Annotated in this window: 17 protein-coding genes; 12 read left to right on the plus strand and 5 right to left on the minus strand. The window is 69.9% G+C overall.

The window, feature by feature from the left end:
* Positions 1 to 39 precede the first annotated feature (39 nt).
* On the plus strand, positions 40 to 894 hold the full coding sequence (locus LG391_RS33050) for a LysR family transcriptional regulator (protein WP_225773157.1): 855 nt from the start codon (positions 40 to 42) through the stop codon (positions 892 to 894).
* On the opposite strand, the gene betI is transcribed toward LG391_RS33050, so the two are convergent.
* The 3 genes from betI to iolG all read right to left on the minus strand — a co-directional run bounded on the left by betI (position 891) and on the right by iolG (position 3,509).
* The gene (betI, locus tag LG391_RS33055) at positions 891 to 1,541 is read right to left on the minus strand and encodes a transcriptional regulator BetI (protein WP_225773159.1); all 651 of its coding nucleotides are present in this window, start codon (positions 1,539 to 1,541) and stop codon (positions 891 to 893) included. The genes LG391_RS33050 and betI overlap by 4 nt on opposite strands.
* A gap of 72 nt (positions 1,542 to 1,613) precedes the next feature.
* Positions 1,614 to 2,147 carry a cold-shock protein gene (locus tag LG391_RS33060; protein WP_308013083.1) on the minus strand — a complete coding sequence of 178 codons (534 nt, stop codon included), beginning with the start codon at positions 2,145 to 2,147 and terminating at the stop codon, positions 1,614 to 1,616.
* A gap of 372 nt (positions 2,148 to 2,519) precedes the next feature.
* Positions 2,520 to 3,509, minus strand: a complete 990-nt coding sequence (iolG, locus tag LG391_RS33065; protein WP_308013084.1) for an inositol 2-dehydrogenase — start codon at positions 3,507 to 3,509, stop codon at positions 2,520 to 2,522.
* A gap of 132 nt (positions 3,510 to 3,641) precedes the next feature.
* On the opposite strand from iolG, the gene LG391_RS33070 reads away from it, so the two are divergent.
* The 5 genes from LG391_RS33070 (at position 3,642) to LG391_RS33090 (ending at position 9,674) form a co-directional block, all read left to right on the plus strand.
* Positions 3,642 to 4,460: a 5-deoxy-glucuronate isomerase gene (locus LG391_RS33070; protein WP_225773163.1), complete on the plus strand. Its 819-nt coding sequence runs from the start codon at positions 3,642 to 3,644 to the stop codon at positions 4,458 to 4,460.
* Positions 4,453 to 6,372 (plus strand): 5-dehydro-2-deoxygluconokinase, encoded by a 1,920-nt coding sequence (iolC, locus tag LG391_RS33075; protein WP_225773165.1) that lies wholly within the window; start codon positions 4,453 to 4,455, stop codon positions 6,370 to 6,372. Before LG391_RS33070 ends, iolC begins: the two co-directional genes overlap by 8 nt.
* A gap of 13 nt (positions 6,373 to 6,385) precedes the next feature.
* Positions 6,386 to 8,239 carry a 3D-(3,5/4)-trihydroxycyclohexane-1,2-dione acylhydrolase (decyclizing) gene (gene iolD / locus LG391_RS33080; protein ID WP_225773167.1) on the plus strand — a complete coding sequence of 618 codons (1,854 nt, stop codon included), beginning with the start codon at positions 6,386 to 6,388 and terminating at the stop codon, positions 8,237 to 8,239.
* A 34-nt stretch (positions 8,240 to 8,273) separates the two neighbouring features.
* Positions 8,274 to 9,170: a myo-inosose-2 dehydratase gene (gene iolE / locus LG391_RS33085; RefSeq protein ID WP_225773169.1), complete on the plus strand. Its 897-nt coding sequence runs from the start codon at positions 8,274 to 8,276 to the stop codon at positions 9,168 to 9,170.
* Between the two features lie 99 nt (positions 9,171 to 9,269).
* Entirely contained in the window at positions 9,270 to 9,674 is a 405-nt protein-coding gene (locus tag LG391_RS33090; RefSeq protein ID WP_225773171.1) for a DoxX family protein, read from the plus strand.
* A 59-nt stretch (positions 9,675 to 9,733) separates the two neighbouring features.
* Here the strand turns inward: LG391_RS33090 and LG391_RS33095 are convergent, their stop codons facing one another.
* Both LG391_RS33095 and mutM read right to left on the minus strand, forming a co-directional pair.
* Complete coding sequence (locus tag LG391_RS33095; protein ID WP_225773172.1) at positions 9,734 to 10,513, minus strand: enoyl-CoA hydratase; 780 nt, start codon at positions 10,511 to 10,513, stop codon at positions 9,734 to 9,736.
* Between the two features lie 37 nt (positions 10,514 to 10,550).
* Complete coding sequence (mutM, locus tag LG391_RS33100; RefSeq protein WP_225773175.1) at positions 10,551 to 11,381, minus strand: bifunctional DNA-formamidopyrimidine glycosylase/DNA-(apurinic or apyrimidinic site) lyase; 831 nt, start codon at positions 11,379 to 11,381, stop codon at positions 10,551 to 10,553.
* Between the two features lie 47 nt (positions 11,382 to 11,428).
* Between mutM and LG391_RS33105 the strand changes: the two genes are divergently transcribed.
* From LG391_RS33105 to LG391_RS33130, 6 genes are all read left to right on the plus strand, one after another.
* Positions 11,429 to 12,190, plus strand: a complete 762-nt coding sequence (locus LG391_RS33105) for a class I SAM-dependent methyltransferase (protein ID WP_225773177.1) — start codon at positions 11,429 to 11,431, stop codon at positions 12,188 to 12,190.
* Positions 12,191 to 12,281: 91 nt separating this feature from the next.
* Complete coding sequence (locus LG391_RS33110; protein WP_225773178.1) at positions 12,282 to 12,527, plus strand: type II toxin-antitoxin system CcdA family antitoxin; 246 nt, start codon at positions 12,282 to 12,284, stop codon at positions 12,525 to 12,527.
* Between the two features lie 8 nt (positions 12,528 to 12,535).
* Complete coding sequence (locus LG391_RS33115) at positions 12,536 to 12,853, plus strand: CcdB family protein (protein WP_225773180.1); 318 nt, start codon at positions 12,536 to 12,538, stop codon at positions 12,851 to 12,853.
* Between the two features lie 125 nt (positions 12,854 to 12,978).
* Complete coding sequence (gene coaBC / locus LG391_RS33120) at positions 12,979 to 14,208, plus strand: bifunctional phosphopantothenoylcysteine decarboxylase/phosphopantothenate--cysteine ligase CoaBC (protein ID WP_225773182.1); 1,230 nt, start codon at positions 12,979 to 12,981, stop codon at positions 14,206 to 14,208.
* A 10-nt stretch (positions 14,209 to 14,218) separates the two neighbouring features.
* Positions 14,219 to 14,677 (plus strand): dUTP diphosphatase, encoded by a 459-nt coding sequence (gene dut / locus LG391_RS33125; RefSeq protein WP_225773184.1) that lies wholly within the window; start codon positions 14,219 to 14,221, stop codon positions 14,675 to 14,677.
* Positions 14,678 to 14,680: 3 nt separating this feature from the next.
* A complete protein-coding gene (locus LG391_RS33130) occupies positions 14,681 to 15,139 on the plus strand; it encodes an Rrf2 family transcriptional regulator (RefSeq protein WP_225773186.1) in 459 nt (152 codons plus the stop codon).
* The last annotated feature ends 67 nt before the right edge of the window (positions 15,140 to 15,206 follow it).

Genomic DNA, 15,206 nt, shown 5'->3' on the forward strand with positions numbered 1-15,206 from the left:
GGCCCCGAAACACGCAGCACCGAAATGAGCGTTGCAGGAATGAAAAGCCCGGTCGACTGGGAGGATATCCGCCTGTTCCTGGCCGTGGCCCGCGGCGAGGGGCTGAGCGCGGCGGCCCGCCAGTCGGGGTCGAGCCCGGCCACGCTGGGGCGTCGTATGACGGCGCTGGAGCGCAGCCTGGGCCAGCGCCTGTTCGTCCGGGAACGTCTGGGCTACCGGCTGACCGAGCCGGGGCGCCAGTTCCTGGCCCAGGCGGAGGAAATGGAGGCCGCGGCCACCGGCATCGAGCGCTGGCGCGACGGCCTGTCGCCGCGCCGCACCGTGCGGATCGCGGCGGGGACCTGGACCTCCTGGTTCCTGGCCCGGCACATCGATGCGCTGTGGTCGCCCGGCGAGCCCTGGACGATCGACTTCGTCGCCGCCAACGCCCGGGTCGACATCGCCCGTGGCCAGGCCGATATCGGCGTGCGCAACCGCCGGCCGGAGGAGCCCTGGCTGGCCGGACGGCGGACCGGCGACGTCGCCTTCGCCGTCTATGGCCGGCGTGGCGAGGCGCCGGAGGAGCGCTGGATCGGCGTCACCGGCGACGGCGCGATTACCCCCTCGGCCCGCTGGGTGGCGGAGCGGCATGCCGCCGCCACCGTGGTGCGCGGCAACGACCCCCGGCTGATCCTGGACCTGCTGCGGCGCGGCGTCGGCCGGGCGGTGCTGCCCTGTTTCGTCGGCGATGCCGATCCGGAGCTCGACCGGCTGCAGGAGGTCGAGGAGCTGCGCCACCAGCAATGGCTGGTGCTGCACCAGGACGAGCGCCGCCACCCCGCGGTACGCGCCGTGATCGAGCGCATCGTCCGGCTGATGCGCGACAACCGGGCGCTGTTCCGGGGCGACGGCTAAGTGCCCGCCGCCAGCCCCATGGCGTTGCCGGACAGGAGACCGTCGACCCAGCCATTGGCGATGCGCACGGCGTCGTCAGGCGTGAACACGGAGGGGTCGAGGCAGAGCTCGAGCCACAGCCCGTCGAGCATGGCGGTGAAGGCCAGCGCGGCGAGCGCCGTGTCGACCCGGCGCGACCGGGCGGCGGCGGCCTCGGCGATCAGCCCCTCGAGCCGCTGGCGATAGGCGGCATAGACGTCGCGGTGGATCCGGCGGATCGCCTCGTCCCGGCGCACCAGGGCCCAGAAGGACAGCCAGATCGACAGCAGGTCGGGGTCCAGCACCGGCGGCCGGAAGCTGGCGTCGATAAAGGCGCGCAGCCGCGCCTCGGGCGTCGCATCCGCCGCGTCCAGCGCGACGGCCAGGGTCTCGGCCACATGGCTGCCGATGGAACGGTAGGTCTCGGCGATCAGGGTGTCGATGCCGCCGAAGTAATGGCGCACCAGCCCGGGCGACACGCCGGCGCGGGCGCAGACCTCGCGCACAGATGTGGCCGCGTGGCCACGTTCGGCCAGGCATCGGGCCGTGGCTTCGATCAGCGCCCGGCGTCTGACCGCCGGCAATTCGCGCGTGAACTTCGCGCGCGGCCCAGGTTTATCGTCGGGCACGCTATCGGGGGCGGAGCGTGGCTCAGCCAAGAAAAGCTACGGCCCGGGGTTTCCCCCGGGCCGTGTCCGCTGTCACAGGAGCTGGACGGCTTCCGCCATCGGGCCCTTCTGGCCCATGCGGACCGTCAGGCGCACCCGCTGCTCGCTGTTCAGGCTCGGCAAACCGGCCTTCTGCAGAGCGCGCGACGCGACATAGACGTCCTTGCCGCCATCATCCGGCGTGACGAAGCCGAAGCCCTTCTCGGCGTTGAAGAACTTCACCGTGCCCTCGACCTCGGTGGCCGGGCCGCTGAAGCCGCCGCGATCGCCGCCGAAGCCGCCACCGCCGCCAAAGCCGCCACGGCCGCCGCCGTCACCGAAGCGGTTCGGGCGGAAACCGCCGCCGGCCGGCGGGGCACCGAGCTCCTCGATGCGATGGATCACCGCGACCTGCGGGCCCTTCTGACCTTCCGCGATGTCGCAGACGATCTTCGTGCCCTCATACATCTCGCGATGGCCGGACTGTTCCACGACCGAGGCGTGCAGGAACGCATCCGGCGAACCGTCCGTCACCTGGACGAAGCCGAAGCCCTTCGTCGGGTTGAACCACTTGACCACTGCCGTCACGTCACGGCGATATTCGCCGCCTCCGACGCGCGGCGGATGACGTCGGTTCATCATTGAACTGAAACTCCAAGAGAAAGTGCTGCACCAGGACCAAGGGTGCGGCTTCCGCGAGCGGAAACCAGGATCTGTCCGCTCGCAACCGGCGATGCACCGGTGCTGGACGGTCTGAACGTTTTTGTCGAGACGACCATTCGTTACCTGAGACAACCAGCCCGCGCGTGAATATCACCCGCGGGCGACGATCGTCTCTATACCCCTCAGCCGAGCCTACAGAAGACACCCGGACGAACTATAACCTCAGGCTGCGCGCCTTGACCATAGGCGTTCCGCCGGTGTGAGAGAGAATCTTTCGCAGGACGATTCGGGGCTGACTCAGCGCGAGAGCCGCACCGGAACGCCGGTCTTGACCGATTCCCAGGCCGCGTCGGCCAGCAGCAGGGCGAGCTTGCCGTCCTCGCCGCCGGCCCGGGGTGCCCGCCCCTCCAGCACCGCGTCGATGAAATCGTCGAGCTCGCGCCGATAGGCCTCGGCATAGCGCTCCAGGAAGAAATGCAGCGGCTTGTCCCGCACCACCCCGTCGGCGCCGGCATATTCCACCGTGGTCGCGGCCCGGTTCTCGGCCCGCAGCATGCCGAGCGAGCCGAAGGCCTCGACCCGCTGGTCGTAGCCGTAGACGGCGCGGCGGCTGTTGGAGATCTGGGCGATGGCGCCGCCCGCGGTCTTCAGCGTCACCACCGCGGTGTCGACGTCGCCCTCGGCGCCGATCGCCGGATCGACGAGGTTGCTGGCGGTGGCGTAGATCTCCACCGGCTCCTCGCCCAGCAGCCAGCGGGCGATGTCGAAATCGTGGATCATCATGTCCCGGAACAGCCCGCCGGAGACGCGGATATAGCTGGCCGGCGGCGGACCCGGGTCGCGGCTGGTGATCGCCACCAGCTCGACCTTGCCGATGCGGCCTTCGGCGATGCCGGCATGGACCGCCTCGAAGCTGGGGTCGAAGCGCCGGTTGAAGCCGAGCGCCAGCGGCACCCCGGCCTGGGCGACGATGTCGAGGCAGCCCTCGACCCGGGCGCTGTCGAGATCGATCGGCTTCTCGCAGAAGATCGCCTTGCCGGCCTTGGCCGCGGCCTCGATCAGGTCGGCATGGGTGTCGGTCGAGCTGGCGATCACCACGGCGTCGGCGCCGTCCAGCGCCGCCAAGCCGTCGCCGACCGCGGCGCCGTGCTGCTTGGCCAGCGCCTCGGCCGCCTCGTGATGGACGTCGACCACGGCGACGAGTTGGGTCCGCGGATTCCGGGCGATGTTGTCGGCATGGATCTTCCCGATCCGTCCGGCGCCGAACTGGCAGATCTTGAGCATCATTCCTCTCCCTCGCGACGCGCCGGATCATCGGCCCGGCGGCGGCCGGCAGCGACAGAAAAATCAGAATTCCGAGGTTGCAGTCAAATGGAATATTTGTTCTATTTGATCGAAATCGCCTTGGGGAGGACAGCCATGACCCGCCATCTGACCGGCCACCGCGGCGGCTTCGGCCCGGGGCTGACGCAGATCACCCGCTTCGACGAGCCCGAGGACGACACCGGCATCGCGGTCGCCGTGCTGAAGCTGGCGCCGGGCGAGAGCCGCGAGGTCGAGACCGCGAACGAGACCGCCTGGCTCCTGATGTCCGGCACGGCCGAGGTGACCGTCGACAACCGGTCCGTGCGCTTCTCCCGCGCCTCGCTGTTCAATGAATCGGCCAGCGCCGTGCATGTCGCGGCGGGCGCCCGGGTGCGGCTTGCGGCCGAGAGCGAGGCCGAGTTTACCGTCTACGAGACCAAGAACACCAAGCCCTTTCCCTCGCGCGTGTTCCTGCCCGAGGACGTGCCGAACGAGCATCGCGGCAAAGGCCAGGTCGACGAGGCCTGCTATCGCTACGTCCGCACCATCTTCGACCTGCGCAACAGCGACCCGAACGCCGAGCTGGTGCTGGGCGAGGTGGTGACCTTCCCCGGCCGCTGGTCGAGCTATCCGCCACATCATCATCCGCAGCCGGAGATCTACCATTACCGCTTCACCGATCCGCGCGGCTACGGCCATGCCGAGCTGGGCGAGACGGTGCTGAAGGTGCGCGCGAACGACACGATCAAGATCTTCGACGGCTTCGACCATGCGCAATGTGCGGCGCCCGGCTACGGCATGTACTACGCCTGGGTGATCCGGCACCTGCCGGGCAACCCCTACACCGTGCCGGAGTTCACCGAGGAGCACCGCTGGACCATGGACGAGAAGGCCGAGTTCTGGCGCCCCGAAGGGGTCTCGCGTCATGGCTGAGCCCACACTCGACGTGATCTGCATCGGCCGGTCCTCGGTCGACCTCTATGGCGAGCAGGTCGGCGGCCGGCTGGAGGACATGGCGTCCTTCGCCAAATATGTCGGCGGCTGCCCGACCAACATCTCGGTCGGCGCCGCCCGTCTCGGCCTGCGCTCCGCCCTGCTGACCCGGGTCGGGGACGAGCATATGGGCCGCTTCATCCGCGAGCAGCTGGCGGCGGAGGGGGTGGACACGAGCCATGTCATCACCGATCCGCAGCGGCTGACCGCGCTGGTCATTCTCGGCATCCGCGACCGCCACACCTTCCCGCTGATCTTCTACCGCGAGAACTGCGCCGACATGGCGCTGACCGAGGACGACATCGACGAGGCCTTCATCGCCTCGGCCCGCGCCGTCGTCGTCACCGGCACCCATTTCTCCACCTCCTCGGTCGCGGCGATGAGCCGGAAGGCGATGCGGCTGGCCCATGCCCATGGCCGCAAGGTGGCCCTGGACATCGACTACCGCCCGGTGCTGTGGGCCCTGACCGGCCACGGGCTGGGCGAGGAGCGCTTCGTCGAGAGCTCCGCCGTCAGCGCCCATCTGCAGGCGATCCTGCCGGAGTGCGACCTGATCGTCGGCACCGAGGAGGAGATCCACATCGCCGGCGGCGCCACCGACACGCTGGCGGCGCTGCGCCGGGTGCGCGAGCTGAGCCCCGCCACCATCGTGGTCAAGCGGGGGCCGATGGGCTGCGTCGTGTTCCCGGGCGCGATCCCGGACGATATCGAGCAGGGGGTGAAGGGCCCCGGCTTCCCGGTCGAGGTCTACAACGTCCTGGGCGCCGGCGACGGCTTCATGGCCGGCTTCCTGCGCGGCTGGCTGCGCGACGAGCCGGTCGAGGCCGCCTGCCGTTATGCCAATGCCTGCGGCGCCTTCGCCGTGTCGCGGCACGGCTGCGCGCCGTCCTATCCCAGCTGGACCGAGCTGTCGCAGTTCCTGGTCGAGGGCAGCGCCCATCACCGGCTGCGCGAGGATCCCGCCCTGAACCAGGTGCATTGGGCGACGACCCGGATCCGCGACTGGCCCGAGGTCCACGCCATGGCCTTCGACCACCGGTCGCAGCTGGAGGAGATGGCGGCGCGCCACGGCGTCGATCCGGAGCGGATCGGCGACTTCAAGCTCCTGGCCTGGCAAGCGGCCAGGCAGGCGCATGGCGACCGGCCCGGCTTCGGCGTGCTGATCGACGGGCGGCTGGGCAGCGAGGCGCTGTTCGCCGCCGCCGGCAGCGGCGCCTGGATCGGCCGGCCGATCGAGCTGCCGGGGTCGCGCCCGCTGCGCTTCGAGGGAGGACCCGATGTCGGCGTCACCCTGCGGGAATGGCCGCTGGAGCATGTGGTGAAGTGCCTGGTGCAGTATCACCCGGACGACCCGCCGGAGATCCGGGCCGAGCAGGAGCGCCAGCTGCTGGCCCTGTTCGACGCCAGCCGCGCCACCCGGCACGAGCTGCTGCTCGAAGTCATCCCGCCGAAATCCATGCCGGCCGACGACCGCACCGTGGCCCGGGCGCTGGACCAGCTCTACGCCCTCGGCATCCATCCGGACTGGTGGAAGCTGCCCCCGCCGCCCTCCGAGGCCGCTTGGGCGGCGATCCAGGAGGTGATCGCCCGGCGCGACCCGCATTGCCGCGGCGTGGTGCTGCTGGGGCTTGAGGCGCCGGAGGAGGAGCTGACGGCCGCCTTCACCCTGGCCGCGCGCCAGCCCTGGTGCCGCGGCTTCGCGGTCGGCCGCACCATCTTCGGCCGCGCCGCCGAGGACTGGATCGCCGGGCGCATCGATGATGACGAAGCGGTGAGACGGATGGCCGCCAGCTATGGCAGCCTGATCGCCGCCTGGGAGAATGCCCGCGCCGCAGCACAAGCCGCGGCCTGAAGGGAGCATAGGGATGGGAACCGTGCGTTTGACCATGGCGCAGGCCCTGGTGCGCCACCTCGCCGCGCAATGGATCGAGGAAGAGGACGGCAGCCGCGAGCACCTGTTCGCCGGCTGCTGGGCGATCTTCGGCCACGGCAACGTCGCCGGCATGGGCGAGGCGCTGTACGCCCATCGCGAGCAGCTGCCGACGCTGCGGGCGCATAACGAGCAGGCGATGGCCCTGGCCGCGGTCGCCTATGCCAAGGCCAAGTTCCGCCGCCGGATGATGGCGGTCACCACCTCGATCGGGCCCGGCGCCACCAACCTGGTGACCGCTGCCGCGCTGGCCCATGTCGACCGGCTGCCGGTGCTGCTGCTGCCCGGTGACGTCTACGCCAGCCGCCGGCCCGACCCGGTGCTGCAGCAGGTCGAGGATTTCGGCGACGGCACGGTCAGCGCCAATGACTGCTTCCGCCCGGTGTCGCGCTATTTCGACCGGATCACCCGGCCGGAGCAGATCCTGACCGCCCTGCCCCGCGCCCTGGCGGTGCTGACCGACCCGGCGGAGTGCGGGCCGGTGACTCTGGCGCTGTGCCAGGACGTGCAGGCCGAAGCCTATGACTACCCCGCCTGGTTCTTCGAGGAGCAGGTCCACCGCATCCGCCGCCCCGGCCCGGACGAGGCCGAACTGGCCCGGGCTGTCGCGGCGCTGAAGAGTGCCGAGCGGCCGCTGGTGATCGCCGGCGGCGGCGTGCTGTATTCCGGCGCCGCCAAGGCCCTGGCCGGCTTCGCCGAGCGCCACGTCCTGCCGGTGGCCGAGACCCAGGCCGGCAAGGGCAGCCTGGCCTGGAACCATCCGAACAACGTCGGCTCGATCGGCGTCACCGGATCGAGCGCCGCCAACGCCCTGGCCGTCGATGCCGATGTGGTGCTGGCGGTCGGCACCCGACTGCAGGATTTCACCACCGGCTCCCGCGCCCTTTTCCGGGCGCCGGGGCGAACGCTGATCCAGCTGAACGCCGCCGCCTTCGACGCCGGCAAGCACGGCGCCCTGCCGCTGGTCGCCGATGCGCGGCGCGGCCTGGACGAGCTGTCCGAGGCTCTCGGGTCCTGGACCGCGCCGAAGGCCCAGTCCGACCGCACCCGCGGCCTGATCGCGGACTGGACCGCCTCGGTCGACCGCGCCACCGCCGCCAGCAACGCCCCCCTGCCCTCCGACGCCCAGGTGCTGGGTGCCGTGAACCGCGCGGCCGGGCGCGGCGCCGTGGTGGTCTGCGCCGCCGGCGGCCTGCCGGGCGAGCTGCACAAGCTGTGGCGCACCGACGCGCCGGGCGGCTACCACCTGGAATACGGCTATTCCTGCATGGGCTACGAGATCGCCGGTGGCCTCGGCGTCAAGCTGGCCCGGCCGGACCGCGAGGTCTATGTCCTGGTCGGCGACGGCAGCTACATGATGATGAACTCCGAGATCGCGACCGCGGTGCAGCAGGGCGTGAAGCTGACCATCGTCGTGCTCGACAATCGCGGCTTCGGCTGCATCAACCGGCTGCAGAACGCCACCGGCGGCGCCTCCTTCAACAACCTGTTCCGCGACATCGAAGGCGCCCAGCCGATCGACTTCGCCGCCCATGCCGCCAGCATGGGCGCAGCGTCGGAGAAGGTGGCCGGCATCGCCGAGCTGGAGGGTGCGCTGCTGCGCGCCAAGGCCACCGACCAGACCAGCGTCATCGTCATCGACACCGACCCGGTGGTGACGACCGAGGCCGGCGGCGCCTGGTGGGACGTGGCCGTCCCCGAGGTCTCCGACCGCGACCAGGTGCGCCGGGCCCGCGCCGGCTACGAGGAGCAGCTGGCCGGGCATCCCGTCACCGGGCGCTCCGCCTGATCCATCAACCAACCGACCGCACGAGACCGCCGCGATGACCGTCACCCTCGGCACCAACCCGATCGCCTGGAGCAACGACGACCTGCCGGAGCTGGGCGGCGAGACGCCGCTCGAGACCTGCCTGTTCGAGGCGCGCGAGGCCGGCTTCACCGGTATCGAGCTGGGCAACAAGTTCCCGCGCCAGGCCGATGCCCTGCGGCCGATCCTGGAGGCGCACCGCCTAGCCCTGATCTCGGGCTGGTATAGCGCTAACCTGCTCGACCACTCGGTCGAGGAGGAGATCGCGGCGATGGAGCCGCATCTGACGCTGCTCGCCGCGCTCGGCTGCAAAGTCATGGTGTTCTGCGACACCTCGGGCGCGGTGCACGGGAACCGCGGCACGCCGCTGTCGCAGCGCCCGACCCTGCCGGAGGAATCCTGGCCGGAGTTCGGCCGCAAGCTGACCGCGGTCGGCGACCACATGGCCAGGCGCGGCGTCCGGCTGGCCTATCACCACCACATGGGCACGCTGGTGCAGAGTGAGGCCGAGGTCGACCTGCTGATGCAGCACACCGGCCTGTCGGTCGGGCTGCTGCTCGATTCCGGCCACATGACCGTGGCCGGCGGCGACCCGGCGGCCCTGGCCAAGCGTTATGCCAGCCGGATCAACCATGTTCATGCCAAGGATGTGCGCCGCGACGTGCTGCAGAGGGTGCGCGACGAGGATTGGAGCTTCCTCGACGGCGTCATCGGCGGGCTGTTCACAGTGCCGGGCGACGGCATGGTCGACTTCCCGCGCATCTTCGACGCGCTGCCGAAGAGCTACAGCGGCTGGATGGTGGTGGAGGCCGAGCAGGACCCGGCCAAGGCGCATCCGCTGACCTATGCCCGGCTGGGCTACCGCAACCTGTGGAAGTTCGCGACCGGCGCCGGCTTCGAGGTGAAGAGCTGACGGCCGGATCGGTCAACACACTGTCTATGAAGATTTCCCCAACGGGGCGAGGCGGTTGGTGTCATAGTGAGGCATCGATTCACTCGCCCGGATGGTGAAATGTCGGCCTTTTCTTCCTTTTTCGCCTTCTTCGCGCGGATTTTCCTCGCCGCCATCTTCGTCGTGTCCGGCTGGGGCAAGCTGACCGGCTTTGAAGGGGCCGTCGGCTATATCGCCTCCAACGGTCTGCCGGCCCCACAGGTCTTCGCGGCGCTGACCATCCTGGTCGAGCTCGGCGGCGGCATCCTGCTGATTCTCGGCCTGTTCTCGCGCCTGGCCGCCTTCGTCATGGCCGGCTTCACTCTGCTGACCATCGTGGTCGTCCACCATTTCTGGACCTTCGAGGGGGCGGACGCGATGATGCAGCAGATCCACGCGATGAAGAATCTCGCCATCGCCGGCGGCCTGTTGATGGTCACCGCCTTCGGTCCCGGCGCCTGGGCGATCGGCCCCGGCCGCGACTGAGAGCGGCCTCCGGGACGGATCGGAAACGGCGGGCCCGGGGCCCGCCGTTTTCGTTCGGGTCAGCGATGCTTGAACGCTGGCGGCCGCTTCTCGGCGAAGGCGGCCATGCCCTCGCGCCGGGCCTCGGTGGCGAAGGGGGCGGGGAACAGCCGCCGCTCGAACAGGATGCCCTCGGCCAGCGGCGTCTCGTCGGCGCGGTGCACCGCCTCCTTCGCCATCATCGTGACCGGCAGCGAGTAGCCGGCGATCGTCTCCGCCGCCTTAACCGCCTCGGCCAGCAGCTCGGCCGCCGGAACGACCCGGGCGACCAGGCCCGATCGCTCGGCTTCCGCCGCATCCATCATCCGGCCGGTCAGCACCAGGTCCATCGCCTTGGACCGGCCGATCAGCTTGGTCAGCCGCTGGGTGCCGCCGGAGCCCGGGATGGTGCCCAGCTTGATCTCCGGCTGCCCGAACTTCGCCGTGTCGGCGGCGATGATGAAATCGCACATCATTGCGATCTCGCAGCCGCCGCCGAGCGCATAGCCGGCCACTGCGGCGATGATCGGCTTGCGCAGCTTGGTGATGCAGGTCCAGTTCTCGATCAGGTTGCCGCGATAGGCGGCGATGAAGTCCTTCGACGCCATCTCCTTGATGTCGGCCCCGGCGGCGAAGGCCTTCTCCGAGCCGGTCAGGACGACGGCGCCGACGCCGTCATCGGCATCGAAGGCCGCGAGCGCCTGGGCGAGGTCCCGAAAGATCGCATCGTTCAGGGCGTTCAGCGCCTGCGGCCGGTTCAGGGTGATCAGGCCGACCCGGCCCCGGGTCTCGACCAGGATCGTTTCGTAGCTCGCGGTCATGAAGCGTTCCTCCGCATCGGATTGATCGAACGCCCGGTCAGCGCTGGCAGACCGGGCAGAAGAAGGTGCTGCGGCCGGACTGGACCAGGCGCCGGACCGTGCCGCGGCATCCCGGCGTCCGGCACGGCTCTCCCTCCCGGTCGTAGACCGACCAGGAGTGCTGGAAATAACCGAGCTCGCCGTCGACCTGCACATAATCGCGCAGGGACGACCCGCCGGCCTCGATGGCGCGCTGCAGCACGGCCTTGATCTCCGGCACCAGCCGCGCCGCCCGGACGCCGGCGACCGAGGCGGCGACGCGGCGGGGCGAGATCCGCGCCGCCCACAGCGCCTCGCAGACATAGATGTTGCCGAGGCCGGCGACGACGCGCTGGTCCAGAAGGGCCGCCTTGATCGGCGTGATCTTCCGGGCCAGCGCCTGGTCCAGATAGGCGGCGTCGAACTCGTCCGACAGCGGTTCCGGCCCCAGCGCCTCCAGCGCCTTGTGGGCGTGCAGCGCGTTCTGGCTGACCAGGTCCATCATGCCGAAGCGGCGGGTGTCGTTGAAGGTGACGACCGACCCGGATTCGGTCTCGAACACCACATGGTCATGCGGGCTGACGATCTGCGGCCGGCCCTGGCTGACCATCATCCGGCCCGACATGCCGAGATGGACCAGAAGCACCATGCCGTCGTCGAGATGGATCAGAAGGTATTTCGCGCGGCGGTCCAGCCGGACGATCCGCCGGCCGGTCAGCCGTTCGGCCATCCGCTCGGGCAGCGGGAATCGCAGGTCAGGGCGGCGCTGTTCGACGCGGGCCAGGCGCTGGCCTTCCAGGACGGGCACCAGGCCGCGGCGAACGGTCTCGACTTCGGGAAGCTCGGGCATGGCCGGCACACTGGCACGGCGCGGCGCCGGACGCTATGGTCCCGGCCATGAGCGACGCGCCCCGCAATCCTGAATCCCGCTGGTTCGGCGACACCGAGGTCGACCCGACCGAGAAGACCCACCGCGTCCACGGCGTCTTCACCAGCGTGGCCCGACGCTACGACCTGATGAACGACCTGATGAGCGGCGGCGTCCACCGGCTGTGGAAGGCCCAGTTCATCAGCGCCATCCGGCCCCGGCCCGGCGAGGTCCTGCTGGACGTGGCCGGCGGCACCGGCGACATCGCTTTCCGCTTCCTCGACCGCGCCGGACCGACTGCACGCGCCATCATCTGCGACCTGACCGAGGGCATGGTCGCGGTCGGCCGCGACCGGGCGATCGATAGCGGCCGCGTCGGCCCGATCCTGCACATGGTCGGCAACGCCGAATCGCTGCCGGTCGCCGACCGGTCGGTCGACGTCTACACCATCTCCTTCGGCCTCAGGAACGTGACCCGGATCGACGACGCTCTGCGCGAGGCGCGGCGGGTGCTGAAGCCAGGCGGCCGCTTCTTCTGCCTGGAGTTCAGCAAGGTCGTGCTGCCGGGCCTCGACCGCGCCTACGACCTGTATTCCCGCGCCGTGATCCCGCGCATGGGCAAGGCGGTGGCCAAGGACGAGGACAGCTACCGCTACCTGGTCGAGAGCATCCGCCGCTTCCCCGACCAGCCGACCCTGGCCGAGCGAATCGAGGTCGCCGGGCTGGAACGGGTGCGCTGGACCAACCTGTCGGCCGGCATCGCCGCGATCCATACGGGCTGGCGGATCTGACGATCCGGATCGGGCATCGCCCGCACCGATTGAACGAGCTCTCGATTGCGCATAGACTGGGCGCTTCTATGCGCATCATATGGTTGAAGAAATGCTCATCCGCTATCGGGAAGACGCCCCGAAGAAGCCCGTCAACTGCAGCATGAACAGCGAGCTCGTGGCTCGAGCGAAAGCCATGGGCATCAACGTCTCTGCGGCCGCAGAAGCCGGCCTCCTCACCGCCATCGAACAGGCCGAGCGCCGGCGGATCCAAGAGGAAACCGATGCCTTGATGAGGTTCTGGAACGACCACGAGGCTCGATTCGGGTCGCCTGCCGACGAGTATTGCGAGATCTGAAGCCGCCGATGGCGCAGTTCGATGTGCATCGGAATCTCGGAACGACGAAGGCTGAATTCCCTTACTTTGTCGTGCTGCAGTCGAGCCTGTTCCAGGAATCTCGGCGGCGCGTGGTCATTCCGCTGACCCGGACCACCGCCAGGCTTCCCCAAGCCGAGCGGCTGAATCCGGTGTTCGAGATCGAGGGCGAGCTCTTCTCCCTGATGACCTTAGCCACTCTCAGCCTTCCGAAGGATCGTCTGGGACCGTTGGTCACAAACCTATCCGGTGAGAGCGACGCTATCATCGCCGCTGTGGACTGGATGATGAACCGGGGCTTCGACTAGGATTTCACGGCCACCGTCGCGCATTTCGTCGCAAGCAACGAATGGAGGGCTTGCCGAATCCGGCTGAGGGCCCTAAAGAACATTCATGCGATGTAGTTCGCCCTCCGCCGCCCTGGGGACCTGTCGTGACGCTGACGCTGCGTGACCGCCGCATCCTGCTGGTCATCGCGGGCGGCATCGCCGCCTACAAGTCGCTGGACCTGATCCGGCGCCTGCGTGAGCGCGGCGCCCGGGTACGCTGCATTCTGACTCAAGCCGCGACCGAGTTCGTCACTCCCCTCGCCGTCGCCGCCCTGACCGAGGACAAGGTCTATCGCGAGTTGTTCTCGCTGACCGACGAATCGGAGATGGGCCACATCCGGCTGTCGCGCGACGCCGACCTTCTGGTGGTGGCCCCGGCCACCGCCAACATCCTGGCGCGGATGGCGGCCGGTCTGGCCGACGACCTGGCCACCACCGCCCTCCTGGCCACCGACAAGCCGGTGCTGGTGGCGCCGGCGATGAATGTCCGCATGTGGGACCACCCGGCGACCCGCGACAACCTGGCGCTGCTGCAGCGCCGCGGGGTACGCGTGGTCGGACCCAATCCGGGCGAGATGGCCTGCGGCGAGTACGGCCCCGGCCGCATGTCCGAGCCGCTGGAGATCATCGCCGCAATCGAGGCTTACTTCGCCGAATTCGACCGCTTCGGCACCGGCGGGCCGCTGCAGGACCGCCACATCATCGTCACCAGCGGCCCGACCCACGAGCCGATCGACCCGGTGCGCTACATCGCCAACCGCTCCTCCGGCAAGCAGGGCCACGCTATCGCCGCGGCGCTGCGCCAAGCCGGGGCGCGGGTGACGCTGGTGACCGGCCCGACCCATGAGCCGCCGCCGCACGGCGTTACTGTCGTGCCGATCGAAACGGCGGACGAGATGATGGCCGCCTGCCGGGCCGCCCTGCCGGCCGATGCTGCGGTCTGCGCCGCGGCCGTGGCCGACTGGCGCGTCGCCGCGCCCTCCGGCCGGAAGATCAAGAAGGGCGCCGGTGGGCCTCCGGCCCTGGCCCTGGCCGAGAACCCCGACATCCTGGCGACGCTGAGCGCCCCCGGCCCCGACCGGCCGGCCCTGGTGGTGGGCTTTGCCGCCGAGACCGAGGACGTGATCTCCCATGCCCAGGCCAAGCGCGCCCGCAAGGGCTGCGACTGGATCCTGGCCAACGACGTGTCGCCCGGCACCCAGGCCTTCGGCGGCGATTCGAACATCCTGCACCTGATCACGGCCGAGGGTGCCCAGACCTGGCCGCGGCTGAGCAAGGCCGATATCGGCACCCGCCTGGCCGGCGCGATCGCCCGGCATTTCGAGAAAGGCTGATCCCGACCCGATGACCGAAGCCGTCTCCATCGCCGTCACCCGCCTGCCGCACGGCGCCGACCTGCCCCTGCCCGCCGCCGCCACCGCGCAGTCGGCCGGGCTGGACCTGCTCGCGGCCGTGGCGGAGCCGGTGACGGTGGCGCCCGGGCGCCGGGTGCTGATCCCGACCGGTATCGCCATCGCCCTGCCCGCCGGCTGGGAGGCGCAGGTGCGCCCGCGCTCCGGCCTCGCCCTCAAGCACGGCATCACCATCGTCAACGCGCCGGGCACGATCGACTCCGACTACCGCGGCGAGATCGGCGTGGTGCTGATCAACCATGGCGACGAGCCGGTCGCCATCACCCGGGGGATGCGCATCGCCCAGATGGTCGTGGCCCGCCACGCGACCGTCGCCTGGGACGAGCGGCAGAGCCTCGCCACCACCGCCCGGGGCACGGGCGGCTACGGATCCACCGGAACGGGAGCCTGACGGATGTTCCGACTGCCCAAGAAGATGCTGTTCGCGATCGAGGCGGTTCTCGACATCGCCTACAACGCCGTCGACACGCCGGTGCAGAGCGCCGAGATCACCAAGCGCCAGGGCATCCCGCGCCGGTATCTGGAGCAGGTGCTGCAGCAGCTGGTCAGGGTCGACATCCTGAGCGGGGTGCGCGGGCCGCGCGGCGGCTACCGCCTGGCACGGGAGCGCCGTCGGATCACGGTCGGCGAGATCGTCCGCGCCATCCGGTCGCTGGAGACGGCGGCGGACGACGAGGAGGCGCTGCCGCCGGGGTCCCGCCTGGGCCAGGAGATCGTCCGCCCGCTGTGGCAGGAGCTGCAGGAGGAGGCGGTCAGGAAGCTCGACGCCCTGACCATCGAGGATCTGGCAAACCAGGCGCGCGACAGGGGCATCCCGCGCGAGCGGGCCGCCCCCGTGGACTTCTCGATCTAGCCTGTCCGGGTTGATCCGAGCGGCTGGCCTTCCCCAGGGCCGACGCGTATATATGTTGATCAACCGA

Source organism: Inquilinus sp. Marseille-Q2685 (genome assembly GCF_916619195.1).
Classification (GTDB): Bacteria; Pseudomonadota; Alphaproteobacteria; order DSM-16000; family Inquilinaceae; genus Inquilinus.